General features: G+C 63.4%; 23 protein-coding genes and 1 pseudogene. 11 read left to right on the plus strand and 13 right to left on the minus strand.

The features are described from left to right. Nucleotides 1-116: 116 nt before the first annotated feature. The 4 genes from J7655_RS16200 to J7655_RS16215 form a co-directional block, all read right to left on the minus strand. Nucleotides 117-1,052 (minus strand): glutathione S-transferase family protein, encoded by a 936-nt coding sequence (locus J7655_RS16200; RefSeq protein WP_230925313.1) that lies wholly within the window; start codon nucleotides 1,050-1,052, stop codon nucleotides 117-119. A 46-nt stretch (nucleotides 1,053-1,098) separates the two neighbouring features. Further along, nucleotides 1,099-1,398: a GIY-YIG nuclease family protein gene (locus J7655_RS16205; protein ID WP_230925314.1), complete on the minus strand. Its 300-nt coding sequence runs from the start codon at nucleotides 1,396-1,398 to the stop codon at nucleotides 1,099-1,101. Continuing rightward, nucleotides 1,395-2,150, minus strand: coding sequence for a phosphatidylcholine synthase (pcsA, locus tag J7655_RS16210; protein WP_420850890.1), 756 nt, complete (start codon nucleotides 2,148-2,150; stop codon nucleotides 1,395-1,397). The genes J7655_RS16205 and pcsA overlap by 4 nt, the downstream gene beginning before the upstream one ends. Before the next feature lie 63 nt (nucleotides 2,151-2,213). Continuing rightward, nucleotides 2,214-2,684, minus strand: coding sequence for a nuclear transport factor 2 family protein (locus tag J7655_RS16215; protein ID WP_230925316.1), 471 nt, complete (start codon nucleotides 2,682-2,684; stop codon nucleotides 2,214-2,216). Nucleotides 2,685-2,843: 159 nt separating this feature from the next. Between J7655_RS16215 and J7655_RS16220 the strand changes: the two genes are divergently transcribed. Beyond that, nucleotides 2,844-3,785, plus strand: a complete 942-nt coding sequence (locus J7655_RS16220; protein ID WP_230927745.1) for a GlxA family transcriptional regulator — start codon at nucleotides 2,844-2,846, stop codon at nucleotides 3,783-3,785. 172 nt (nucleotides 3,786-3,957) lie between these two features. Here J7655_RS16220 and J7655_RS16225 read toward each other — a convergent pair whose 3' ends face one another. The 4 genes from J7655_RS16225 to J7655_RS16240 form a co-directional block, all read right to left on the minus strand. Then, nucleotides 3,958-4,719, minus strand: a complete 762-nt coding sequence (locus tag J7655_RS16225) for an amino acid ABC transporter ATP-binding protein (protein ID WP_004424210.1) — start codon at nucleotides 4,717-4,719, stop codon at nucleotides 3,958-3,960. A 9-nt stretch (nucleotides 4,720-4,728) separates the two neighbouring features. Beyond that, a complete protein-coding gene (locus J7655_RS16230; RefSeq protein ID WP_169970659.1) occupies nucleotides 4,729-5,826 on the minus strand; it encodes an amino acid ABC transporter permease in 1,098 nt (365 codons plus the stop codon). Nucleotides 5,827-5,835: 9 nt separating this feature from the next. Beyond that, the gene (locus J7655_RS16235; protein WP_230925317.1) at nucleotides 5,836-7,020 is read right to left on the minus strand and encodes an amino acid ABC transporter permease; all 1,185 of its coding nucleotides are present in this window, start codon (nucleotides 7,018-7,020) and stop codon (nucleotides 5,836-5,838) included. Nucleotides 7,021-7,234: 214 nt separating this feature from the next. Beyond that, nucleotides 7,235-8,263 carry an amino acid ABC transporter substrate-binding protein gene (locus tag J7655_RS16240; RefSeq protein WP_230925318.1) on the minus strand — a complete coding sequence of 343 codons (1,029 nt, stop codon included), beginning with the start codon at nucleotides 8,261-8,263 and terminating at the stop codon, nucleotides 7,235-7,237. A gap of 477 nt (nucleotides 8,264-8,740) precedes the next feature. Between J7655_RS16240 and J7655_RS16245 the strand changes: the two genes are divergently transcribed. From J7655_RS16245 to rhlB, 4 genes and pseudogenes are all read left to right on the plus strand, one after another. Beyond that, nucleotides 8,741-9,400: an alpha/beta hydrolase gene (locus J7655_RS16245; RefSeq protein ID WP_230925319.1), complete on the plus strand. Its 660-nt coding sequence runs from the start codon at nucleotides 8,741-8,743 to the stop codon at nucleotides 9,398-9,400. Nucleotides 9,401-9,411: 11 nt separating this feature from the next. Next, a pseudogene (locus J7655_RS16250) lies at nucleotides 9,412-9,761 on the plus strand (AMP-binding enzyme); the annotation flags it as partial. Between the two features lie 192 nt (nucleotides 9,762-9,953). Beyond that, nucleotides 9,954-10,892: a GGDEF domain-containing protein gene (locus tag J7655_RS16255; protein WP_169970681.1), complete on the plus strand. Its 939-nt coding sequence runs from the start codon at nucleotides 9,954-9,956 to the stop codon at nucleotides 10,890-10,892. Between the two features lie 271 nt (nucleotides 10,893-11,163). Beyond that, entirely contained in the window at nucleotides 11,164-12,609 is a 1,446-nt protein-coding gene (gene rhlB / locus J7655_RS16260) for an ATP-dependent RNA helicase RhlB (RefSeq protein WP_230925321.1), read from the plus strand. A gap of 71 nt (nucleotides 12,610-12,680) precedes the next feature. Here rhlB and J7655_RS16265 read toward each other — a convergent pair whose 3' ends face one another. The 4 genes from J7655_RS16265 to J7655_RS16280 form a co-directional block, all read right to left on the minus strand. Beyond that, nucleotides 12,681-13,553, minus strand: a complete 873-nt coding sequence (locus J7655_RS16265; RefSeq protein WP_230925322.1) for a hypothetical protein — start codon at nucleotides 13,551-13,553, stop codon at nucleotides 12,681-12,683. Nucleotides 13,554-13,882: 329 nt separating this feature from the next. After that, the gene (locus J7655_RS16270) at nucleotides 13,883-14,191 is read right to left on the minus strand and encodes a hypothetical protein (RefSeq protein ID WP_230925323.1); all 309 of its coding nucleotides are present in this window, start codon (nucleotides 14,189-14,191) and stop codon (nucleotides 13,883-13,885) included. A gap of 57 nt (nucleotides 14,192-14,248) precedes the next feature. Further along, the gene (locus J7655_RS16275; protein ID WP_230925324.1) at nucleotides 14,249-15,235 is read right to left on the minus strand and encodes a TerC family protein; all 987 of its coding nucleotides are present in this window, start codon (nucleotides 15,233-15,235) and stop codon (nucleotides 14,249-14,251) included. A 199-nt stretch (nucleotides 15,236-15,434) separates the two neighbouring features. After that, entirely contained in the window at nucleotides 15,435-17,798 is a 2,364-nt protein-coding gene (locus J7655_RS16280) for a DNA polymerase II (protein WP_230927746.1), read from the minus strand. Between the two features lie 209 nt (nucleotides 17,799-18,007). Here J7655_RS16280 and J7655_RS16285 point away from each other — a divergent pair, with 209 nt between their 5' ends. The 3 genes from J7655_RS16285 to J7655_RS16295 are packed head-to-tail and all read left to right on the plus strand — an operon-like array spanning nucleotide 18,008 to nucleotide 19,689. Further along, nucleotides 18,008-18,439, plus strand: a complete 432-nt coding sequence (locus tag J7655_RS16285; protein WP_230925325.1) for a group II truncated hemoglobin — start codon at nucleotides 18,008-18,010, stop codon at nucleotides 18,437-18,439. After that, nucleotides 18,432-18,770, plus strand: coding sequence for an FKBP-type peptidyl-prolyl cis-trans isomerase (locus J7655_RS16290; RefSeq protein ID WP_230925326.1), 339 nt, complete (start codon nucleotides 18,432-18,434; stop codon nucleotides 18,768-18,770). Before J7655_RS16285 ends, J7655_RS16290 begins: the two co-directional genes overlap by 8 nt. Beyond that, nucleotides 18,763-19,689 carry a class I SAM-dependent methyltransferase gene (locus tag J7655_RS16295; RefSeq protein WP_230925327.1) on the plus strand — a complete coding sequence of 309 codons (927 nt, stop codon included), beginning with the start codon at nucleotides 18,763-18,765 and terminating at the stop codon, nucleotides 19,687-19,689. The genes J7655_RS16290 and J7655_RS16295 overlap by 8 nt, the downstream gene beginning before the upstream one ends. 206 nt (nucleotides 19,690-19,895) lie before the next feature. Here the strand turns inward: J7655_RS16295 and norR are convergent, their stop codons facing one another. Beyond that, entirely contained in the window at nucleotides 19,896-21,446 is a 1,551-nt protein-coding gene (norR, locus tag J7655_RS16300) for a nitric oxide reductase transcriptional regulator NorR (RefSeq protein ID WP_230925328.1), read from the minus strand. 192 nt (nucleotides 21,447-21,638) lie between these two features. On the opposite strand from norR, the gene hmpA reads away from it, so the two are divergent. Genes hmpA through J7655_RS16315 form a run of 3 tightly spaced genes read left to right on the plus strand, consistent with a single transcriptional unit; the run spans nucleotide 21,639 to nucleotide 24,252 of the window. Next, nucleotides 21,639-22,820 (plus strand): NO-inducible flavohemoprotein, encoded by a 1,182-nt coding sequence (gene hmpA / locus J7655_RS16305; protein ID WP_230925329.1) that lies wholly within the window; start codon nucleotides 21,639-21,641, stop codon nucleotides 22,818-22,820. Between the two features lie 18 nt (nucleotides 22,821-22,838). Further along, nucleotides 22,839-23,090, plus strand: coding sequence for a transmembrane sensor/regulator PpyR (locus J7655_RS16310; protein WP_230925330.1), 252 nt, complete (start codon nucleotides 22,839-22,841; stop codon nucleotides 23,088-23,090). Then, complete coding sequence (locus J7655_RS16315) at nucleotides 23,077-24,252, plus strand: NnrS family protein (protein WP_230925331.1); 1,176 nt, start codon at nucleotides 23,077-23,079, stop codon at nucleotides 24,250-24,252. The genes J7655_RS16310 and J7655_RS16315 overlap by 14 nt, the downstream gene beginning before the upstream one ends. Nucleotides 24,253-24,289: the final 37 nt, after the last annotated feature.

The following is a 24,289-nucleotide window of genomic DNA, read 5'->3' on the forward strand; positions in this document are numbered from 1 at the left end:
CGCCGTGGTGGATGAAAAAATCATCATCCACCCGCACTGACCACCCACGTAACCCGAATGCAATCCAGGCATCCCTGACTCGTCGTCCCCGGATTGCATCCGGGCTACGGACGCTATCAGCGCGCCTCGATACGGAAGCCCAGCCGCGGGAAGTGCACATGCACGATACCGGCACGCTCGTCCTCGCGGCGCAGGATCAGCTCCTCGCGCCCGGCGAACAGCAACTCGCCTTGCACCGGGTCGACACCGTAATCGACCGCTGCAATGCTCACGATCTGGCCGGCCTCAAAACCGTTGGGGTCGACGAAGGCTTCGTCCGGGAGTGCTGCCGGCGTTGCCTCGCGCGCCACGGCGATAGCCTCTTCGCCGCTCATCTCGCTCAGTGAGCCATGCCCAAAACCCAGCACCCGCGCCAGCCAGGCGGCGACTTCCGGATAATCGTCCACCAGGGGTGCCGTGATAGGTGTGGCGCGCAGGAACCACAACGGATGCGCGACGGCGAAGTCGGCAATCGAGGGCTGGCCAAACAGGAAGTCGCCACCGCCCTGCTGCAACTGCTGCTGCAAACGCCCCATCAGCGCCGGCCACTGGTGACGTGCCTGCTCCAACGGCAAACGGCTGGCCGTGCCGCCGGAAAACAGCGCGGCACGATCAGCCGCGAAAGCCTTGGCGAACTCCGGTGGCACCTTGGCAAAGCGCACCGCCATGGACTCGGGGGCGAAGACCAGTGACACAGCATGCTGGAACAACACCGCGTCGGCCCATTGGGCGAGGGTCGCGACATTGAAGCCCTGCCCTTCCGGGAACAGTGCCGGGGTGGCTTTCTCGGCTTCCAGACGGCGAGCGATCAGCGCGGTATCGCAGTAGATGTCGGCACCGATCTGCAACACCGGCGTCTTGCGGTAGCCGCCGGTCAGCGCGGTGAGATCCGGCTTGGGCATCACCGGCGGGATCATCACCGAGCGCCAGGACAGTTGCTTGAAGCCCAGTAGCAAGCGAGCCTTCTCGGCAAACGGCGAGGTCGGGTAATGGTGAAGGATCAACTCGTGCATGGCGCGCTCCGCGACGGTTCGAAAGCACCCAGCTTACCCGCGCAACCTAGTCACGCACACCGCCTACGGCTGATGAAGCGCCATCAACGCTCAGAATGAGCGCCTCCTTGGCCGCTTTGCTCAGGCGCTTGATGGCCCGCTCACGGCGCAGGGCATCGCCCTTGCCAGCGCAGGCTTCGACATAGGCCAGTGCCTGCGCAGGGCTGGTATGGAAGAAGCGCGCACCCTTGCCGCTCTGATGCTGAGCGAAACGCCGCTGCGGGTCATCGCTGATGCCGCAGTACAGCGCGCCGTTGGCAGCGCGCACCAGGTAGACGAACCAGGGTTTGTCGACGGCCGCCGTCATCCGCGCGCCGGAAACCACTCGCGCGCCGAGCGCCACAGGCACATGCCGACGAAGTAGGCAGAGGCCAGCCACCACAACGCCAGCAGCCAGGGCTGGCTGACGGGGTACTGCAGAATCAGCAGCGCGCTGGAGAGCATCCAGACGAAGGTCACCAGGATATTCAGCGGCATGAACTGACGTACGCGGAACGGGTGCAGGAACTTCATCCTGGTCAGGGTCAGACCGGCCAGCAGCACGATCACGCCGAGGGTCACCCAGGGATGCACGTCGAGGATGTAGAAATACAACACCACCACGTTCCAGGCGGCCGGGAAGCCGACGAAGTAGTTGTCCTTGCTCTTCATGTTCAGGTTGCAGAAGCAGAACAGCGACGACAGCAGAATCAACCCCACGGCGAACAGCGCGGTGTATTCAGGGAGGGGAATGAAGCGATAGAGGAAGATCGCCGGAATGAACACATAGGTGAGGTAGTCGATCACCAGATCCAGGGTCGAGCCGTCGAAATGCGGCAGCACGCCCTTGACGTCGTAACGGCGCGCCAGCGAGCCGTCCAGGCCATCGACCAGCAACGCCAGACCGAGCCAGAGCAGGCACTGCTGGGGTTGGCCGTCGAGTACAGCCAGTAGCGCCAGCAGTGCGAGGATCACACCGCTGGCGGTAACGGCATGGACCCCCCAGGCTTTGGCCTGTTTTACGGCAACGATCAGTTCGGTCACGGCAGGTCTCTTGGCAGTGGAGGTGCGGCACCCCATGTGCGCACTCTCATTATTGAAGGCTAAGACCGGCTAGCCTACCACTGCGTTCCTTCATCTGCCTTAGCGTGAAGCGCGGAATTGCGCCAGGCCGCGTGCCGCCTGCCGACGAATGGCAGCCTGAACCGGTGGCGCCCAGCCCAGCAGCAGCCCTTTGCCACCCAACGCCTGGCGTGCCCAGCGCCACAGGTCGAAATGGTCACGATGCTCGATGATCGAGCCGTCGCGAAACACGAAGCGCGCCTGGATGTGATTGACCACCTGACGGCCGGTAGCGCTGAAACGATAGGTAGCGACCCAGCGCGCGCTGCCGGCATGGTCGTCGGCGTGCACCGAGTCGAAGGTCAGCGAAAAGTCTTCGGCGCGGCTACAGAGCATGCGCCACATATCGCCCAACTCGGCGCCCTGCAGGTCAGTGAAGACCGGGTCGGAGAAACGCACATCAGCGGCGTAGCAGGCCGCCATGGTCTCGGCATCGAGCTGCTGGAAGGCGCTGTAGAAACGCTGAAGGAGTTCGGCATTGGGGTGGTGCATGGGGCGCTCCTGCGTGCAGGTCGATGATGACAGCGTGTAAAACGCGCGCTGCGGCTCGATTGTGAATGCAGCCTAGTCTGGTCGCAGGCCGACGGCATGACCATTGGCTATAAAGACAACTTTATGTCAATAATCGCCAAACCCATTCAGGTCACGGCCATGCTGCACATTGCCTTGTACGTCTGCCCGCAAACTGTCTGCTCCAGCCTGAGCATGGCGCAGGATGCCTTCAGCCTGGCCAATCGCCTGGCCGGCACACCGCACTTTCGACTGCAGCGCTTCAGCCTCGATGGCCAACCGGTGCAACTGGAGTTCGCCCAGATCCAGGTCGACGGTGATCTTGCACTCGCCGAGCGAGCGGATCTGCTGATCATTCCGGCCACCGGCAGCGCCGTCAGCCGTACCCTGGAGAGCAATGCCAGGCTGCTGCCCTGGCTGGCCAGGCGCGACCGGCAACAGCTAGCCAGCCTATGCAGCAGCGCCTTCCTGCTGGCGGCTGCCGGCCTGCTCGATGGGCGCCAGGCCACCACCCACTGGGCGTTGGCCGCCACCTTCACCCGGCACTTTCCCAAAGTGAACCTGCGTAGCGATCTGCTGCTGACTGAAGATGGCCCGCTGTTCTGCTCCGGTGGCGCCCAGGCCGGCCTCGACCTGTGCCTTCACCTGATCGCCCGGCATGCCGGCGAATGGCTGGCGCAACAGGTCGCCAGTGCCATGGTGATCGAACGTCAGCGCGGCACGCAGACGCGCTTCGCCCCGCTGCTGCCCGACAACATAGACCAGTCCCTGGCGCCGCTGCTGGCCTGGCTGCACGAACAGCATGGCGAAGTGATCGACCTCAACCGCCTGGCGCAACAGGCCCATTGCTCGGTACGCACCCTGCTGCGCCGCTTCAGGCAAGCCACCGGGCTGACCCCGGGCGACTACCTGCAACGCCTGCGTATCAGCGTCGCGCAACAGGCGCTGGCCGATTCAGGCAGTTCGCTGGAGCAGATCGCCAGCCAGGTCGGGTTCGCCGACCGTGCCACCTTCGCCAAGCGCTTCAAACAACTCTGCGGGGAAACGCCCGGGGCCTTTCGCAAACGCATGCGACGCCACTAGGCTCCATCACAGCGGCTTCCCGTAGGAGCCCCGCCCCGGGGCGAAGCTTTGTCTACCAGCGCCACCTCGGTACGCGGCGGGGCGCCGCTCCTACAGATTGACCCCAGCTGGAGCGGCACCAACAATGAGAAAGGGAGCCCGAAGGCTCCCTTATCGATAGCACGATGCCAACTCAGTGCAGAATCTGACTGAGGAACAGCTTGGTACGTTCGTTCTGCGGATTGGAGAAGAAGGTATCAGGCTCGGCCTGCTCGACGATCTCGCCCTTGTCCATGAAGATCACCCGGTTGGCCACGGTGCGGGCAAAGCCCATTTCGTGGGTCACGCAGAGCATGGTCATGCCGTCTTCGGCCAGGCCGATCATGGTGTCCAGCACCTCTTTCACCATCTCCGGGTCGAGTGCCGAAGTCGGCTCGTCGAACAGCATGATCTTCGGCTTCATGCACAGCGCGCGGGCAATCGCCACACGCTGCTGCTGACCACCGGAGAGCTGCCCCGGGTACTTGTTGGCCTGCTCGGGAATGCGCACGCGCTCGAGGAAATGCATGGCGATTTCCTCGGCCTGACGCTTGGGCATCTTGCGTACCCACATCGGCGCCAGCGTGCAGTTCTGCAGCACGGTGAGGTGCGGGAACAGGTTGAAGTGCTGGAATACCATGCCCACTTCGCGGCGAATCGCCTCGATGTGCTTGAGGTCGCTGGTCAGCTCGGTGCCATCGACCACGATGCGCCCCTGCTGGTGCTCTTCCAGGCGGTTGATGCAGCGAATGGTGGTGGACTTGCCCGAACCGGACGGTCCGCAGAGCACGATACGCTCGCCCTGCTGCACGCTCAGGTTGATATCCTTGAGCACGTGGAACTGGCCGTACCACTTGTTCACGCCCTGCAGCAGGATCATCGGCTCAGCGCTGGGTTGCTTGATTGCTTCACTCATAATTCACTCCTAACGCTTGTGGCCGGTGTCCAGCTTGCGCTCCAGGTGCATGGAGTAGCGGGACATACCAAAACAGAAAATCCAGAAAATCAGCGCCGCGAACACATAGCCTTCGGTGGCCATGCCCAGCCAGGCTGGGTCGGTGGTCGCCTGCTTGATGCTGTTGAGCAAGTCGAACAGGCCGATGATGATCACCAGGCTGGTGTCCTTGAACAGTGAAATGAAGGTGTTGACGATGCCGGGGATGACCAGCTTGAGCGCCTGCGGCAGGATCACCAGGCCCATCATGCGCCAGTAACCCAGGCCCATGGCGGCAGCCGCTTCGTACTGCCCCTTGGGAATGGCCTGCAGACCGCCGCGCACCACCTCGGCGATGTAGGCGGACTGGAACAGGATCACCCCGATCAGCGCGCGCATCAGCTTGTCGAAGTGCATGCCTTCGGGCAGGAACAGCGGCAGCATCACCGAAGACATGAACAGCACGGTGATCAACGGCACACCGCGCCAGAACTCGATGAAGGTGACGCAGATGACCTTGATCGCCGGCAGGTTGGAACGTCGTCCCAGCGCCAGCAGGATGCCCAGTGGCAAGGCACCGGTGATCCCCACATAGGCGATCACCAGGGTCAGCATCAGGCCGCCCCACTGGCTGGTGGACACCACGCTCAGGCCAAACACGCCGCCGTGCAGCAGGCACCAGGCGATGACCGGATAGATCACCAGCAGCGCCAGCCCGTAGACAGCCTTGCGCGGCATCTGCGGCAGGAACAACGGTGCGGCGCCGATGATGGCCAACCACAGGGTGGCATCGACACGCCAGCGCAATTCGCTGGGATAGAAGCCATACATGAACTGGCCGAAACGCTGCTGGATGAACACCCAGCAGGCGCCTGACTGGGTGCAGTCGGCACGGGTCGTACCGACCCAGTTGGCATCGATGAACGCCCACTGCAACAGCGGCGGCACGATCAGCCAGATCAGGTAGGCAGCCAACAACGTCAGCAGGGTGTTGAACCAGTTGGAAAACAGGTTGGCCTTGAGCCAAGCTACCGGGCCGACACTCATGCGCGGCGGTGGCAGATCCGGTTTGAAGGTATGAGTCTGCATGGCTGCTCCTTACCGCTCGATCAGCGCAATGCGCTTGTTGTACCAGTTCATCAGCAGGGAAATGCTGATACTGATCGCCAGATACACGCTCATAGTGATGGCGATCACCTCGATGGCCTGGCCGGTCTGGTTGAGTACGGTGCCGGCGAACAGCGACACCATGTCCGGATAACCGATACCGGCAGCCAGCGAAGAGTTCTTCGCCAGGTTGAGGTATTGGCTGGTCAGCGGCGGGATGATCACGCGCAGGGCCTGCGGGATGATCACCAGACGCAAGGTGATGCCCGGACGCAACCCCAGCGAGCGCGCGGCTTCGGTCTGCCCATGGCTGACGGCCATGATCCCCGAACGCACGTTCTCGGCAATGAAGGCAGCGGTGTAGATGGTCAGCGCCAGGGTCAGGGCCATCAGCTCGGGAATCATCACCCAGCCGCCACGGAAGTTGAAACCAGTCAGTTCCGGCACGCTCCACACCAGCGGGTTGCCGCCGATCAGCACGGCCAGGCCGGGCATGACCACGATCAGCGCCAGCGATGTCCACAGCAGCGGGAAGATCTGGCCGGTGGCCTCACGACGCTTCCTGGCCCAACGCCCGAGGGCGATGATGCCGACGACGGTGGCCAGCACGACCACGGCGAACAGGCCAAAGCTCTCCGATGGTGCGGGTGACGGCATGTACAGCCCGCGACTGTTGAGGAAGAAGGTATCCCCGACTTCGAGGCTTTGCCGAGGCCCGGGAAGCGCGAGAAAGACCGCGAAGTACCAGAACAGGATCTGCAGCAACGGCGGAATGTTGCGGAAGATCTCGATATAGACGGTGGCCAGCTTGCTGATCAGCCAGTTGGGTGACAGACGCGCCACACCCAGCAGAAAACCGAGAATCGAAGCCAGCACGATGCCGATGAAGGACACCAGCAGGGTATTGAGCAGACCAATCAGAAAGACGCGGCCGTAACTGTCGCTTTCCGTGTAGTCGATCAGGTGCTGGGCGATACCGAACCCGGCACTGTTATTGAGGAACGCGAAGCCGGAAATGATTCCGCGCTTCTCCAGGTTGGCCTGGGTGTTCTGGAAGAGAAACCAGCCGAGCGCCACGACAGCGACAACGGCAATGATCTGGAAAGCCCAGGCGCGCACCTGCGGATCGGTCAGCAGTGATCCTTTGGGGCGCGGGACATTGGCAGTCGTTTGCATAACAACCCTCATGGAGGCCGCGCCCCCGCGCCAGCGCGGGGGCGGACTTCACTCTGGGAACGCTGAAAAAGCCCACTTGGCGTCACTCCCGCAGAGACGGGAGCGCACAGGCTGCAGGGTCATGGATACCGCTTACACGGCAATGACGGCTCTTTCAGGACGTTCCTTACGTGGAAACGACAGCGGCAGACCCGAGGTCTGCCGCTGTGGACGGTCAACGCACTGGCGGTGCGTACTGCAGACCACCCTTGTTCCACAGGGCATTGAGACCACGCTCGATCTTCAGCTCACTGCCGGCACCGACGTTGCGGTCGAACGACTCGCCGTAGTTGCCAACCTGCTTGACGATCTGCACAGCCCAGTCTTTCGGCAACTTGAGATCCTTGCCGAACTCACCCTCGGTACCCAGCAGACGGGCGACGTCCGGGTTCTTGGTGGTTTTCGCGGTTTCTTCGACGTTGGCCGACGTCACACCCAGCTCCTCGGCGTTGAGCATGGCGAACAGGCTCCAGCGCACGATATCGAACCACTCCTCGTCACCCTGACGAACGGACGGGCCGAGCGGTTCCTTGGAGATGACTTCCGGCAGCACCACGTAGTCGTCCGGATTGGCCAGCTTGATGCGCTGTGCGTACAGCTGCGACTGGTCAGAGGTCAGCACGTCGCAACGACCGGCTTCGACCGACTTGGCGCTCTCGTCAGAGGTGTCGTAAGTGATGGGGGTGTACTTCATGCCGTTGGCACGGAAGTAGTCGGAAAGGTTCAGCTCGGTGGTGGTACCGGCCTGGATGCAGACGGTGGCGCCGTCCAGTTCCTTGGCGCTGGAGACACCCAGCTTCTTGTTCACCAGAAAGCCCTGACCGTCATAGTAGGTCACGCCGGTGAAGTTCAGGCCCAGCGCCGCGTCACGCGAGCTGGTCCAGGTGGTGTTGCGCGACAGGATGTCGACTTCGCCGGACTGCAGCGCGGTGAAGCGCTCCTTGGCGGTCAGCGGGCTGTACTTGACCTTGGTCGCATCACCGAACACCGCAGCGGCAACCGCGCGGCAGATATCGACGTCCAGGCCCAGGAAATTGCCTTTTTCATCGGCATAGGAGAAGCCCGGCAGACCGTCGCTGATACCGCACTGCACGAAGCCTTTCTTCTGTACGGCATCCAGGGTGGCGCCTGCCTGGGCAAAGCCACTGACACCGAGCACGGCTGCGGTGGTCAGTACAGCCAGGGTGGATTTCACCATCTTCATCAAAAACCTCCAGTTGCTCTTGTTGTGTTGGAGTCTCCGTCCGCCTTCCCCACCCTTTTGAGGCACGCGACCCGCTGGCAGCAACGGTATCGACGAGAAGTTCGAACGTCAGGCTGGAGTCTAGTCGGCTTTACCCTCTGCTGGCCAACTGCTCCTGCCCAGCCCATTGGTTGAACGGGCCTGAGACGGATCGTCATCCGCCTGGGTGATCGATCACCCCCGACGGTCTTATAGGAACCCCACACAGCAGATTCCTGCCTGTTGAGCGATGGCAATGGCACAGTGTTACCGTTAGCGCACCGCTTCGTCAGTTCGAATAGGTTTTAGCAAGGGCCGTACCAGCACATGGCAAAAGGCCGTATATACGGGGGTCAAGAGCAAAAGTTTCACCCGTGCGACAACTTGTTCACTGATGCGCCAGACCCTGAATCGGATGTCGCCCCAAATTGAGGCGCACGCACCACACCGGAGCTACCAATGACCGCACCCATGATTCTGCAGCCCCCACAAACCGTTGACGCCAGCGTGATCTGGCTGCATGGGCTGGGGGCCGACCGTTACGATTTCCTGCCGGTCGCCGAAATGCTGCAGGAGCAACTGCCCAGCACGCGCTTCATCCTGCCGCAGGCCCCTACTCGCCCGGTGACCATCAATGGCGGCTGGAGCATGCCGAGCTGGTACGACATCCTCGCCATGAGTCCGGCACGGGCCATCGACCAAGCGCAACTGGAGGAGTCGGCCGACCAGGTGATCGCCCTGATCGAGGCTGAGCGCGCAGAGGGTATCGCCGCTGAACGCATCGTCCTGGCAGGCTTTTCCCAGGGCGGCGCGGTGGTGCTGCACACCGCCTTCCTACGTTATGCACAGCCTCTCGGCGGCGTCCTGGCGCTGTCGACCTACGCCCCCACGTTCAGCGATGACATGCAGATGGCGGATACAAAAAGACAACTGCCGGTGCTGTGTTTGCATGGCAGATTCGACGACGTGGTGATACCCGACATGGGCCGTGCCGCGTACGACCGCCTGCAGGCCAGCGGGGTACCGGCGCAATGGCACGACTATCCGATGGGCCATGAAGTGCTGCCGGAAGAAATTCGCGATATCGCAAAATGGTTGAGCCAATTACTGGCGGCCTGACCCAGCCGGGCAGCAAGGAGCTGATCATTCGCGGCGGCCACAACATCGATCCGCAGAGGATCGAAGAAGCCCTGCACAAGCACCCGGCCGTAGCCCTGGCTGCTGCCGTGGGCAAGCCGGACGAGAAAGCCGGTGAACTGCCGGTGGTCTACGTGCGGCTCAGACCGGCGCTGCGTTTCGATGCCATCGCCCGGGTTACCAGGCAGTTGTCGCCGAACTGCATCCGGCAGCCAGGGTCGAGGGGCTGAGTGACGACAAGGCCGGGCAGTTGTCGCACATCCATCTGGCCAATGACAGCCAGGCACTGGCTGCCGCCATTGGCGAGCGTCTGGCAGGCTACGCCGTGGGCCATCGCATCCACTGGATACCCCCCGGGGTGCGCAGGGACGCGCATCCGCTCACACATTTGTACTTTCGTACCGCCATTGGTCGGCCGGCATTGCTGTGGGCATTGCCATGCTACTTGTGTGGGAATAGTGTCGATTATCGACACGTGAACACAACATGGAGTGTTAGCGATGCTCTTCGCCCGCCCAGGCCCGGTGAAAACGCGATGAAAACGGCGTACTGGCCAGCAGATCTACAGCAGATCCAGCGCCTGCGGCTGTTTCACAACATCGCGGCCAACAACCTGGAGCGACTCCTGGCGGAGTTTCGCGCCTGCGAACTGGAAGCCGGCGAGGTGTTGTTATCCCCCTTCGACCGTAACCAGCATCTCTACCTGCTGCTTCAGGGGCGTTTACGTGTTTATCTCGGTTCGCTGGACAACCAGCCCGTCGGCACTCTGGAAGTGGGTGATTGCGCCGGCGAAATCAGCTTCATCGACAACGAACGCCCCTCGGCCTACGTGGTCGCCGAATGTCCCTCCATCGTCCTGCGTCTGCACCGTGAGTCGCTGGTAACGCTCTTTCAGCAATCGCCCCAGGTGATGCAGAACCTGCTGCAGTTGCTCTGTGAGCGTGTACGCAAGGGCAACCGGCAAATTCTCGACAGCGAACAGCATGCCAATATCGACACCCTCACCGGCTGCTTCAACCGACGCTGGCTGGAACATGTGTTCGAACGTGAAAGTACCCGCTGCGCCTTCAACGAAGAGCCGATTTCCCTGCTGATGCTCGATGTCGACCACTTCAAGGCCTACAACGACCAGCATGGCCATCTGGCGGGCGACTATGCCTTGTGCCTGGTGGCCAACACGCTCAACAGCCAGTTGCGGGCCAAGGACAGCCTGATACGTTTCGGTGGCGAGGAGTTCGTCATCCTCCTGCCGGAAATCGCCGCCGACGACGCCCGCAGCATCGCCGAACGCCTGCGCATCAGCCTGGAGCGGATCACCTCTTTCTACTCGCCAGTTGGCGTTCTACCGGGCATGACCATTTCCATCGGGCTGGCGCAGATGCAGCATCAGGACAGCCTGCAAGGCCTGATCGCGCGAGCCGATGCCGCGCTGTACCAGGCCAAGCAGCAAGGTCGTAACTGCCTGAGCGGTTGACGGCCATGCATCACGCGCCCGGCTACCATCACGGGCATGCAGGGACGACCCCGGATGAACAACGCAGCCAGCCGGCCTCGGCGAAACCCTGCAGGCTTGGGCGCCAGCATCAGCGCCGCAATCATGGCCGGCACGTTCAGGCGCCTGCGGCCAAGCAGCCTGCCGGACAGATCAGGTCGCCCCTTGACAGACGCGCGCAGACACTTCGCCGCGCCCGCGTCTTGCATTACACTGGCGAGCGTTCACTCCTTAACCAATCGATGAGAAGCCCGTGCTCGAAGCACTCAAGAAAATGTTCGGCAAGGCCGAAGGCGAGCAGCCACAGCCAGACACTGCACCCGTAGCGCCTGCACCGGCCAAGACCGGCGCAACCCATGACAACGAGCGCCAGGACAACCCTGCGCGCAAACCCGAAGCCAGCGCCACGCAGAGTGCAGAGCGTGTGCCGCGTCCGGCCAAGGCCGACAAGCCGCGCCGCGAGCGCCCGGCAAAACCGCTGGACACCTGGAAGCTGGAAGACTTCGTGGTCGAGCCGGTCGAAGGCAAGACGCGCTTCCATGACTTCAAGCTCGCCCCCGAGCTGATGCATGCCATTCACGACCTCGGCTTCCCCTACTGCACGCCGATTCAGGCGGGCGTACTGGGCTACACCCTCAAGGGCCAGGACGCCATCGGTCGCGCCCAGACCGGTACCGGCAAGACTGCCGCGTTCCTCATCTCGATCATCACCCAACTGCTGCAGACCCCACCGCCGAAAGAGCGCTACATGGGCGAGCCGCGCGCGCTGATCATCGCGCCGACCCGTGAACTGGTGGTGCAGATCGCCAAGGACGCGGCCGAGCTAACCAAATACACCGGCCTCAACGTCATGCAGTTCGTCGGCGGCATGGATTTCGACAAGCAACTCAAGCAGCTGGAATCGCGCTTCTGCGACATCCTCGTCGCTACCCCGGGCCGCCTGCTGGACTTCAACCAGCGCGGTGAAGTGCACCTGGACATGGTCGAGGTGATGGTGCTCGATGAGGCCGACCGCATGCTCGACATGGGCTTCATCCCGCAGGTACGGCAGATCATCCGCCAGACGCCGATGAAGGGCGACCGCCAAACCCTGCTGTTCTCCGCCACCTTCACCGACGACGTGATGAACCTGGCCAAGCAGTGGACGGTCAACCCGGCCATCGTCGAGATCGAGCCGGAGAACGTTGCCAGCGACACCGTCGAGCAGCACGTCTACGCCGTGGCCTCGGCAGACAAGTACAAGCTGCTGTACAACCTGATCAGCCAGAACAACTGGACGCGGGTAATGGTCTTCGCCAACCGCAAGGACGAAGTACGCCGTATCGAGGAGCGCCTGACCCGCGACGGCATCAGCGCCGTGCAGATGTCCGGCGACATCCCCCAGCACAAGCGCATCCGCGCGCTGGAAGGCTTCCGTGAAGGCAAGATCCGCGTCATGGTCGCCACCGATGTGGCCGGGCGCGGTATCCACGTCGATGGCATCAGCCATGTGATCAACTTCACCCTGCCGGAAGATCCGGACGACTACGTGCACCGCATCGGTCGTACCGGCCGTGCCGGCAGCAGCGGCACCTCGATCAGCTTCGCCGGCGAGGACGACGCCTACGCCCTGCCGCCGATCGAAGCGCTGATCGGGCGCAAGATCCAGTGCGAGATGCCACCGGACGAACTGCTCAAGCCGGTGCCACGCAAGCCCTGAAAGCAACCCGCGAGGGCGAAGCCAGTGGCTTCGCCCTGCTTCATCGATCAGCCAAGCACCCGTTCTGTCGACTAGCCATCGGCCCCTGACGCACGCGGCATGTTCAATTCCAGCACGCGATCACGCCCTCCCTCGGCGATCAGATAACGCCCATCTTCCAGCGCCATAATGGCCTGCGGCGCCTTGAGGAACGACAACACGGTCGTCTGCCGGCCCTGTGCATCGACCAACAGCAGGCGAGCGCGATGGGTCGAGTCTTCGCTGATCCATAGTCCCTGCTCGTCGCACAGCAGGAAGGTGGGGTTACGCAGACCGTCGAGCACCACCGGGTCACGGCCATCCTCACGCAGTTCGCGAATCACGCCGCTCTCCTTTTCGCTGTAAAGCATACGACCGTCGCTACAGCGGGTGATCGACTCGGTTTCCGAGAGGTTGTCACGCACGACGCTCAACTGGCGGTCATCCCAGCGGTAGCGCCACAGCCGGCCATCACCCTTGCGATCCTCGATGGCGTAGAGGTAATGGCCGTCATCCCATAGCCCCTGCACCGTGTTGCCCTGAAAGAGGCTGGAAACACGCCCGTCCTGCAGAAAGCTGACCGGCTTGTCGCCGGACTCCTGGCTGAATACCAGGCCACCGCGCGTGGCGAGCATGCCATCGGGCTTGGACAAACCGGCGACCACCACCTCACGCTCGCCATCCGGCTGGATCAACAGGATGCTGCCCTGGCCATCCTGCAGTTCCTGGCTGACCAGAATGCCGCCGTCTGCAGAGCGCGCCAGCCCGGCAGCCTTCTGGATATCTTCATAGGCCACGCGATAGGACCAACCACTGGCGGCCTGCACGGGAAAGAAATACTGCCAGGTGAAGAAACCCAGCGCGGTGACGATCAGCAGAAGGCTGGCCAGCAACGTGCGGTGCACCCAGCGTAGGGAGATGTTCATGGTCAGAGCTCGCGAGATGATCAAAGACAGTGGTCGGGCCTGGGGACGAGGCGCCGCGTCATCCTGCTTCTCGCTGCGCTCGTACCGGTCAGGCCGAACCTAGGTTCTGTACGAAAAGTCGTCGAGCGAAGGTCAGGCGAGGCAAAAATGGGTGAGGAAGCGGAGTTTACGAGCTGTAAATGAGCATTCCGAACCTATTTTTAACGAAGCATCACCGAGCGCAGGCACTTTTCGTACAGAACCTAAGACCGGGCGACACGCCAAATGTCACCCTGCCATGCATCATCGAGCTGCTACAAATTGCTGCAGGCGCAACGCGCCCACGAGCGTCAGGTCTCGACGCTCTGCTCGAGCACCTTGGCGGCGTCCTGCTCTGCGTCCTCGTCCTGCTTGTCCTGATCGTCCTGTTCGGCCTTGCCCATGGCGCGATTGGTCGACTCCTGCAAGGCATCCACCTGGCGGTTGACCTCATTCACCACTTCACCGACGGAGTCGCTGAGCAGCGCCTGTGCTTCCTTTTTCGCCTCCTCGGCCAGTTTCTGCGCGGACTGTTCGGCGGCTTCACAGCCAACCAGACCGAGCAAGGCGACACCCAATGCCATGGGCGCCAGACGATTCTTCCAGTGTTTGAGCATCATGCCTCTCCGATTGCGAGGCCCGGCTCGCCACATCACGGGCCGGGCGGGATTGATACGTCAGATATTGACCGGCGCCTGGCCACGGGTCTTGTACAGCGACAGCAGCACGCCACCGATCAGCAGGCCCAGGGTCACGCTCAGCGACACCACGGCCGGGATCTTGCCGATGATGCCGACCAGGAAGATCTTCGCGCCGATGAACACCAGCACCAGCGCCAGCGCGTACTTGAGGTAGGCGAAGCGGTGGATCAGCGCCGCCAGGGCGAAGTACAGGGCGCGCAAGCCGAGGATGGCGAAGATGTTCGAGGTGTAGACGATGAACGGATCCTGGGTGATGGCGAAGATCGCCGGCACGCTGTCGATGGCGAACACCAGGTCGGCGCACTCGATCAGGATCAGCGCCAGGAACAGCGGCGTCACCCACAGCACGCTGCGCCCTTTGCCATCATCCTGGCGCACGAAGAAGTGTTGGCCGTGCAGCTCATCAGTCACGCGCAGGTGCTTGCGCAGGAACTTGACCAGCACGTTATTCTGCAGGTCCGGCGCATCGTCGAGCTTGGAGAACAGCATCTTCACGCCGGTGAAGAACAGGAATGCGCCGAACACATAGAGAATCCAGCTGAACTCGTGAATCAGCGCTGCACCCAGGCCGATCATGATCGCCCGCAGCACCAGCACGCCCATGATTCCCCAGAACAGCACCTTGTGCTGGTACTGCCGCGGGATGGCGAGGAAGCTGAAGATCATGGCCATGAGAAACACGTTGTCCATCGACAACGATTTCTCGATCAGAAAGCCGGTGACGTAATCCATGCTGGCGTCGCCGCCCTTCTGGAAGAACACCCAGACACCGAACAACAGACCCGCAGTGATGTAGCCACCCGAGAGCAACAGGCTCTCGCGCACGCCGATCTCGCGATTATCGCGGTGCAGCACGCCAAGATCGAAGGCCAACAGGGAAATGACGACAGCGATGAAGACCAGCCACAACCAGGTGGCCGTGCCGAGGAACTCGGCGAAGAGGAACGGTTCTAGGGCAGTCATGGAGCCCCTCCTACAGTCAGATTGAACAGACTGTGATTCCGACATCGCGGTATTCACCGCCAGAGGGGCCCGGCATCACGGGCGCAAAGATACTCAGGCCGCATATGCCACTCAATGCGGCGAATATTACAAAACATTTCATGACTGATTGATCATGCAGCCGTGCAAAACGGCCAGCCAGAGCGGCAGCCAGGCGTTTTCAGAACAACCCCAACTGCCCGTTCACCAGACGCTCGAACTCACCGCCGACGAACGGCAGAATGGCGTCGGCCACCGGCTTGAGCTGGCGGCTGATGTAGTGCTCGTAGTCCACCGGCGACAGCAGGCGCTCCAGTGGTTGCGGCCCGCCGGTGGTGATCAGGTAGCTGATCCAGCCACCACGCTGATATTGCAACGGCCTCCCCAACTGCTGGTTGTATTCGTCGGCCAGGCGCGCGGCGCGCACGTGCGGCGGCACGTTGCGCTGGTAGTCGTCGAGGCGTCGGCGCAAACGCTTACGGTAGACCAACAGCTCGTCCAGCTCGCCGGCCAGCGTACGTTTGACGTAGTCGCGCACGTAGTCCTCGTAGGGCTGGCCGGCGAATACCAGGCGATAGAGTTCCTGCTGAAAGCGCTGGGCCAGCGGCGACCAGTCGGTGCGCACCGTCTCCAGGCCCTTGAACACCATGCGTTCGCTGCCGTCCACGTCGTGAACCAGGCCGGCATAACGCTTCTTGCTGCCCTCCTCGGTGCCGCGAATGGTGGGCATGAGAAAGCGCCGGTAATGGGTCTCGAACTGCAGCTCCAGGGCGCTGGTCAGGTCGTACTCATTCTGCAGATGCTGGCGCCACCAGGCGTTGACCCGAGCCACCAGCGCGCGGCCGATGCGTGTCGCCTCGTCCTCGTCATGAGCACGACCGAGCCAGACGAAGGTGGAGTCGGTGTCGCCGTAGATCACCGCATGCCCCTCGGCTTCGATCAGCTCGCGGGTGCGCTTCATGATCTGATGCCCGCGCAAGGTGATGGACGAGGCCAGGCGCGGGTCGAAGAAGCGGCAACCACTGGAGCCGAGCACGCCGTAGAAGGCATTCATGATGATCTTCAGCGCCTGCGACAGCGCCTTGTTGCCGTCGCGCTTGGCCGCCTCACGCCCCTGCCAGACGCGCTCGACGATGGCCGGCAGGCAATGCCGGGTGCGCGAGAAGCGTGCGCCGCGAAAGCCTTCCACCGAATGTTCGTCATCCGGCTGGTGCAAGCCTTCAACCAGACCCAGCGGGTCGATCAGAAAGCTGCGGATGATCGACGGATACAGGCTCTTGTAGTCCAGCACCAGCACCGAATCGTAGAGGCCGGGGCGCGAATCCATGACGAAGCCGCCGGGGCTGTTCTCACCGCGAATATCGCCGAGGTTCGGCGCGACGTAGCCCAGGCGGTGCATCGGCGGCAGGTAAAGGTGAGTGAAGGCCGCCACCGAGCCGCCGCTGCGGTCGGCGGCCAGGCCAGTGACGCTGGAGCGCTCCAGGAGGAAGGCGAGCAGATCGGTGTGGGCGAAGATGCGCGTGACCAGCTCGCAGTCCTTGAGGTTGTAGCGCGCCAGCGCCGGCTTGTCCTCGTCGAACATGCGCTGAATCTCGTCCATGCGCGCATAGGGTGTATCGATCGCCTTGCCCTCGCCGAGCAGGGTCTGCGCCACCGATTCCAGGCTGAACGAAGGGAAACTCCAGGTCGCCGAGCGTAGCGCCTCGATGCCGTCGATAATCAGCCGCCCGGCCGCCTCGGCGAAATAGTGCTGACTGCTGTTGTGCTGACGCCAGCCCATCACGTCGCCGCCACGCCCCAGCAGCAGCGGCACCTTGAGTTGCTCGGCGTGATCGCGCAGCACGCGCAGGTCGAACTGCACCAGGTTCCAGCCGATGATGGCGTCCGGGTCATGCCGCTGCAGCCAGGCATTCAGCCGTTCGAGCAGCAACTGGCAGCTGTCGCAGTACTCCAGGTCGAAGTCGACGCTGCTGGCGTCGCCATTGGCCGGACCGAGCATGTACACCTGGCGCTGGCCGCAGCCTTCCAGGGCGATGGAATACAGTTCGCCCCGCGCGCTGGTCTCGATATCCAGCGACACCAGACGCAGCGTTGGTCGGTAATCAGGCGCGTGTTTGAGCGACTTGCACAGCAGGCTGCCGTCTTCCTGCGCGATACCGTCGAACAGCACGCTGGCGGTAATAAAGCGCTCCATCAGGTAGCGATCCGGCGGGCGGATATCGGCCTCGTACACATCGACACCGACCTGACGCAGCTTCTTCTCCAGCTGCAGCAACTGGCGGTACTGGCGGCAATACAGGCCCAGCACCGGGCGACGCTTGAAGTCGCGCAAGGAAAGCGGTCGCAGCTCTACGCCCGTTTCATTACGCAACAACGGCTCGGCCCAGGCACGCTGCTCGGCCGGGATGAAGGCCACCACGTCCTGGCACGGCAGGCGCACCTGGCGCGGGCCCTCATCGGTGGCCAGCCAGAAGGCCACCTCGGTGCCCTCCGACGTGTCGCGCCAATGGCGGCTGAGCACGAAGCCTTGCTGGGGTTGCGTCATCATTCATCCGAGCCTGCGGTTGCACTCCCCTCTCCCATTTATGGGAGAGGGGCTGGGGGAGAGGGTTTCGCTCTTTTCCCTCTCCCCGGCCCTCTCCCGCAAGCGGGAGAGGGAGAACAGCACCTGCATGCAGCTCCAAACCTCAAACCAAACTGGCCGAGCATTCTACGCCAGCGGTTACAATGGCGCCTTTTCCGGACGATGGTTCGATGAGCGAAACACCTCCCTACGGCACCGGTGATGCCTCCTATCAGGCCGCTGGCGGCATCGACGGCCTGCGCCGGCTGGTCGATGACTTCTACCGACTGATGGACGAACGCCCCGAAGCCGCCGCCTTACGTGCCCTGCACCCCGCTGACCTGAGCGCCGCGCGCGACAAGCTGGCGTGCTTCCTCAGCGGCTGGCTGGGCGGGCCGCGCCTGTTCACTGAGCAGTACGGCAGCATCAGCATTCCGGCCTTCCATGCGCAGTGGCCGGTAGACGCTGCCCTTGCCCAGGCCTGGTTGGACTGCATGGCCGGCGCCATCGCCCTGCAAGACTATTACCCGGCCTTCGCCGACTACCTGCTGACCCAGTTGCGCGTACCTGCGCAGCGCATCCTCCAGGCTGCCCATAACCGACACGGAACCCGCCATGACTGACCAACTGATCATCGAAGACCTGCAACAGGGCGACGGCAAGACCGTGGTCAAGGGCGCCCTGATCACCACCCAATATCGCGGCTGGCTGGCCGATGGCACGGAGTTCGACTCATCCTACTCACGCGGCAAGCCGTTCCAGTGCGTGATCGGCACTGGCCGGGTGATCAAGGGCTGGGACCAGGGTCTGATGGGCATGCAGGTCGGTGGCAAGCGCAAGCTGCAGGTGCCGGCGCACCTGGGTTACGGCGAGCGCAGCGTCGGTTCGATTCCGCCCAACTCCGACCTGACCTTCGAGATCGAGCTGCTGGAAGTGCTGACCCGCGATGACTGACGCCGCCCTCGCCATCCTGCGCGAGCACCTGCTGCAGGCACTGGACAACCACCCCAGCACCGAGACCCGTCGCCTGTTCCATGGCCGTGGCCGCTGCTGGCCGGGGCTGGAACAGATCACCGTCGACTGGCTGTCCGGCATCGTACTGGTGATGCTGTTTCGCGAGCCGTCGCCGACACTCAAGCCGTTACTCATCGAGCTACTGACAACGCCACAGTGGCAGACTAGCGGCGCGCGCGGCCTGCTACTGCAGCACCGCTACGTGCAGGGCAGCGAGAGCGAATGGCTGGCCGGTGAGCCGCAGGCGCAATGGCCGATCATCGAAGATGGTCTGCATTACCTACTGGATCTGGGCAGCAAGCAGAACAGCGGGCTGTTCCTCGATATGCGCCTGGGTCGCCAGTGGGTGCGTGAGCAGGCGGCCGGCAAGCTCGTGCTCAACCTGTTCGCCTACACCTGCGGCTTCTCCGTCGCGGCCATCGCTGGCGGTGCCGCGCAGGTGGTCAACCTGGACATGGCACGCGCCGCGCTGTCCCGCGGGCGCGACAACCATCGCCTGAACCAGCACGACCTCTCCCGAGTGGAGTTTCTCGGCCACGAGCTGTTCAAGTCCTGGGGCAAGGTGCGCAAGAGCGGGCCTTATGACCTGGTGATCATCGACCCGCCAAGCTTTCAGAAAGGCAGCTTCGCCCTCACCCAGGACTACACCAAGATTCTCCGGCGCTTGCCTGAGCTGATGACCGAGCACGGCACGGTGCTGGCCTGCGTCAACGACCCGGATATCGGCCCGGACTTTCTGATCGAGGGCATGGCCGCCGAAGCGCCGCAACTGCGCTTCATCGAGCGCCTGGACAACCCGCCGGAGTTTCCCGACATCTCCCCCGAAAGCGGCCTCAAGGCGCTGGTGTTCCAACTCTAGCCCGGATGAAATCCGGGAATGGCTGGCCCCGGACTGCATCCGGGCTACGTACCTGAGGCTCCCGTGAAGGGTGCGCCAGGCGCACCGCCAGCCAACGCTGACAGACTGTGGGAGCCCCGCCCCGGGGCGAAGCTTTTGCTTCTGCGCCGCTGGCTCGATCGCATTCGCCGCGAGGCGCGGCTCCTACACAAGCCTCTTGCTCTTCCCTAGCGAATACCCAGCCGCTTGGCCAAACGGCTGAGGTTGGCGCGATCCAGTCCCAGCTCACGCGCCGCATCGGCCCATTTGCCCTGATGGCGCGCCAGGCACTGTTCGATCAACTGGCGCTGGAAAGCGTCCACCGCCGTGCGCAGCTCAACGCCTTGCGGCACCGGCTCAGCGCTCGTCAACACGACCTCAACGGCTGCGTGCAGCTTACTGCTCGGCAAATCCAAATCCTGCACATCGAGGCTGAGAATGCGCGGGCGCTCGCCATGGCGCGCCAGCGCCTTGATCGCAGCGCGACCGATCAGGTGCTCCAGCTCGCGCACGTTGCCCGGCCAATCATGACCGAGCAGCGCCTTCTGCGCCTCCGTGCTCAGGCGCAGGCTGCGCAGCCCGAGCCGGGCGCGGTTCTCTTCGAGGAAGTAACCGGCCAGCAGCAGCACATCGCGGCCGCGTTCACGCAATGGCGGCACTGGTAGCGGGTAGACGCTCAGGCGGTGATAGAGATCGGCGCGAAAACGGCCGGCACGCACTTCCGCTGCCAGGTCGCGGTTGGTGGCGGCGATCACCCGCACGTCGACGCGGTGCTCGCGATCCGAACCGACACGCTGCAACTGACCACTCTGCAGCACGCGCAACAGCTTGGCCTGGATCGCCAGCGGCAGCTCGCCCACTTCATCGAGGAACAGGCTGCCGCCATCGGCCAACTCGAACTTGCCGCTGCGCTCGCTCATGGCCCCGGAGAAGGCGCCGCGCACATGACCGAACAGTTCGCTCTCCACCAGCGCATCGGGCAATGCCGCGCAGTTGATGCTGACCAGCGGCCGCTGCGCCCGTGGCGAGGCGGCGTGGATCGCTTCGGCCACCAGCTCCTTGCCGACCCCGGTCTCGCCGGTGATCAGCACGGTCAGCGGGCTGTCGCCGACCAGGCGAATTTCGCCCTGCAGCTTGCGCAGCGCCGCGCTCTGCCCTACCAGCTCGCGCGGTTGCTGACGCGCCTGCTTGTACAGCTCGGTGAGCTGGCGCTCGGCCTCGACCCGCTGCGCCAGGCCGCTGATACGCTCGCTGACCTTGACCGTGGCCGCCGCCAGGCTGGCGAAGGCCTCGAGGCTGTCCAGATCGAGCCGGCCGAAACTGGTCGGATCAAGCGAATCCAGGGTCAGCAGGCCCCAGAGCTGTTCGTCCAGATAGAGCGGGCAGCCCAGGCAATCATGCACTTCCAGATGGCCATGCAGCCCCTCGACTAGCCCGTCGTAGGGGTCAGGCAGGCCACAATCGGCGGCGAAACGCGTAGGCCCGGCGTGCTCCAGCAACGCAGCCAGACGTGGATGCTCGCTGACCCTGAAGCGCCGCCCCAGGGTATCGGGGCTCAGCCCCTCGACCGCCAGCGGCACCAGCACCTCGCCGTCGAGCCGCAGCAGCGCGACGGCATCGCAGGGGAACAACTGGCGCAAGGCGGCAAGCAGGCGACGGTAACGCTCACCGTCATCCAGCTCACGGGACAAGTCGGCGACCAGGGGAATCAGGGCTTCCAGCAACGGATTAGCGGTCATTTCGACTACTCAATGTTTTTATGACTCGAAAGCATGACGAGTCATAAAGACAACAAAAAAAGCAAGTTATTGATATTAATAGATTATTTACTTGGCACGTTTACTGATACGTATCTACCGCCAACGCTAGCACGCCACAACTGGCCAGACGAGCCACACCGGCGTCTTTATTTGCCTTGCGGAGATACCTTCATGCTGACCCCTGTCCAACGTGACCTGATCAAAGCCACCGTGCCCCTGCTGGAAAGCGGCGGCGAAGCGCTGACCACGCATTTCTACCGAATGATGCTCAGCGAACACCCCGAGGTGCGCCCGCTGTTCAACCAGGCACACCAGGCCAGCGGCGACCAGCCGCGCGCACTGGCGAACGGCGTACTGATGTACGCGCGGCATATCGACCGCCTCGAAGCGCTCGGCCCGCTGGTGGCGCAGATCGTCAACAAGCATGTGTCGCTGCAGATTCTCCCCGAGCACTACCCCATCGTTGGCGGCTGCCTGTTGCGCGCGATCCGCGAGGTGCTGGGCGCCGAGATCGCCACCGACGCGGTGATCAATGCCTGGGCGGCAGCCTATCAACAACTGGCCGACATCCTCATCGGCGCAGAAGAAAGCCAGTACGCGCAGAATGCCGCAGCGCCTGGCGGCTGGCGTGGCGCGCGGGCCTTCCGCGTAGCACGCAAGGTCGTCGAAAGCGCCGAGATCGTTTCCTTCTACCTGCAGCCTGTCGATGGCGGCGCCCTGATCGACCATCAGCCCGGCCAGTACATCGGTATGCGCCTGCAGCTGAACGGCGAAGAGGTACGCCGCAACTACTCGCTGTCGGCCCTGGCCAACGGCCGTGAGTACCGCATCAGCGTCAAGCGCGAGCCAGGCGGCCGCGTGTCCAACCATCTGCACGACGTGGTTCAGGTTGGCGATGTGCTGGAGCTGTTCCCGCCAGCAGGCGAGTTCACCCTGAGCGCGTCGGACAAGCCGCTGGCTCTGATCAGCGCCGGTGTCGGCATTACCCCGGCGCTGGCCATGCTCGATGCCGCGCGGCATTCGGGCCGGCCGATCCACTTCATCCACTGCGCACGCAATGCCGAGGTGCACGCCTTCCGCGACTGGGTCGATGCGCATGCCGCCGAGCATCCGCAGATTCGCCATTACGTGTGCTACAGCGAACCGCGCGCGGGCGATGCGGCCGACGCCGAGGGCTTGCTCAGCCGCGAACTGCTGGAGCAGTGGCTACCGGCCGAGCGCGATCTGGACGCCTACTTCCTCGGCCCGAAACCCTTCATGGCCCAGGTCAGGCGCCATCTGCAGGCACTGGGCGTACCGGCCGAGCAGAGCCGCTACGAGTTCTTCGGCCCGGCCTCGGCTCTGGATAGCTGAACGATGAGGAGGCAAACCATGTACCCGCTGAATCTTCCACCGCTGCAGATCCTGCACCTGTCCAGCCAGTTGCTCTGGGCCGGCCTGATCCTGCTGCTGGTGGGCCTTCTCGCGGCCTATGGCCTGGAGAAACAGCTGAACGTACCGTCGCTGGTACTGGCGCATAGCCTGACGCTGCTCGGCCCCAGCATTCTGAAGATCAGCTACGTGCTGCGCCTGGTCGCGCAGCAACGCCTGAAAGACGAGGCAGGTACACATGCAATTGCTTGATCGCCAGCAGGCATTGGCCATCGCGCCGCTCTGGCGCCTGGGCTTTCGCCCGTTCTTTATCGCCGGCGCCCTGTTCGCCTTGCTCGCCGTCGCCCTTTGGGCGGCGGTGCTGCACGGTCTGACGAGCCCTGCAGTGCCAGGCGGCATGCTGGCCTGGCATCGCCATGAAATGCCCTTTGGTTTCGGCCTGGCGATCATCGCCGGCTTCCTGCTCACTGCCGTACAGAACTGGACGGGCCGCCCCGGCCTCAGCGGGCGGCCGTTGATCGCCTTGTTCGGCTTATGGCTGGTGGCGCGCCTGGTCTGGTTTATCCCTGTGCCGTTGGCAATGCTGATCGCGCTACAACTGGCCTTTATCGGCCTGTTGATTGCGCAGATGGCGCACCAGTTGATCGCGGCCCGGCAACGCAACAATTACCTGATTTTGCTGGTGCTCAGCCTGCTTGCGCTGTGCCAGGCACTGACACTCACCGGTCTGGCGCAGGGCGATGACAACCTGCAACGTCGCGGAGCGTTGGCCGCACTGTGGCTGATTGCGGTGCTGCTGAGCCTGATCGGCGGGCGTGTGATCCCTTTCTTCACCCAGCGCGGCCTGGGCCGGGCCGAGGCCTTTGCCGCCCATCCCTGGCTGGATCGTTTGCTGCTGGCCTGCGGCGTGCTGGTCGCCGCGCTGTTCGCCAGCGGGCATAACCTGCAGGCCAGCCCCTCGCTGGCCATGCCGTTCATCGTACTGAGCGTGCTGCACGGCCTGCGCCTGTGGCGCTGGCACCTGCGCGACATCTGGGGCGTGCCGCTGCTGTGGTCGCTGCACCTGGGCTACGCCTGGCTGCTGATCGCCAGCCTCGGCATGGCAGCCTGGCATCTGGGTTGGCTGACGCAACCCAGCCTGGCCAGCCATGCGCTGGCGGTGGGTGCGATGGGTGGACTGATCCTGGCGATGATGGCGCGGGTCAGCCTCGGTCATACCGGCCGCGCATTGCAACCGCCGCAGGCAATGGCCTGGGCCTTCGGCCTGCTCAATCTGGGCGCGCTGATTCGGGTCTCGGCGGGCAGCAGTTGGCTATGGCTGGCGGCGCTCTGCTGGGCCGTGGCCTTCGCCCTGTTCGCCTGGCATTACGCGCCGCTGCTGTGTCGGCCGCGAGTGGATGGGCATCCGGGGTGAAACGCCTTGGCCAGAGCGTAGCCCGGATGCAATCCGG

Origin of the sequence: Pseudomonas wenzhouensis, from assembly GCF_021029445.1 — a bacterium.
GTDB classification, from domain to species: Bacteria; Pseudomonadota; Gammaproteobacteria; order Pseudomonadales; family Pseudomonadaceae; genus Aquipseudomonas; species Aquipseudomonas wenzhouensis.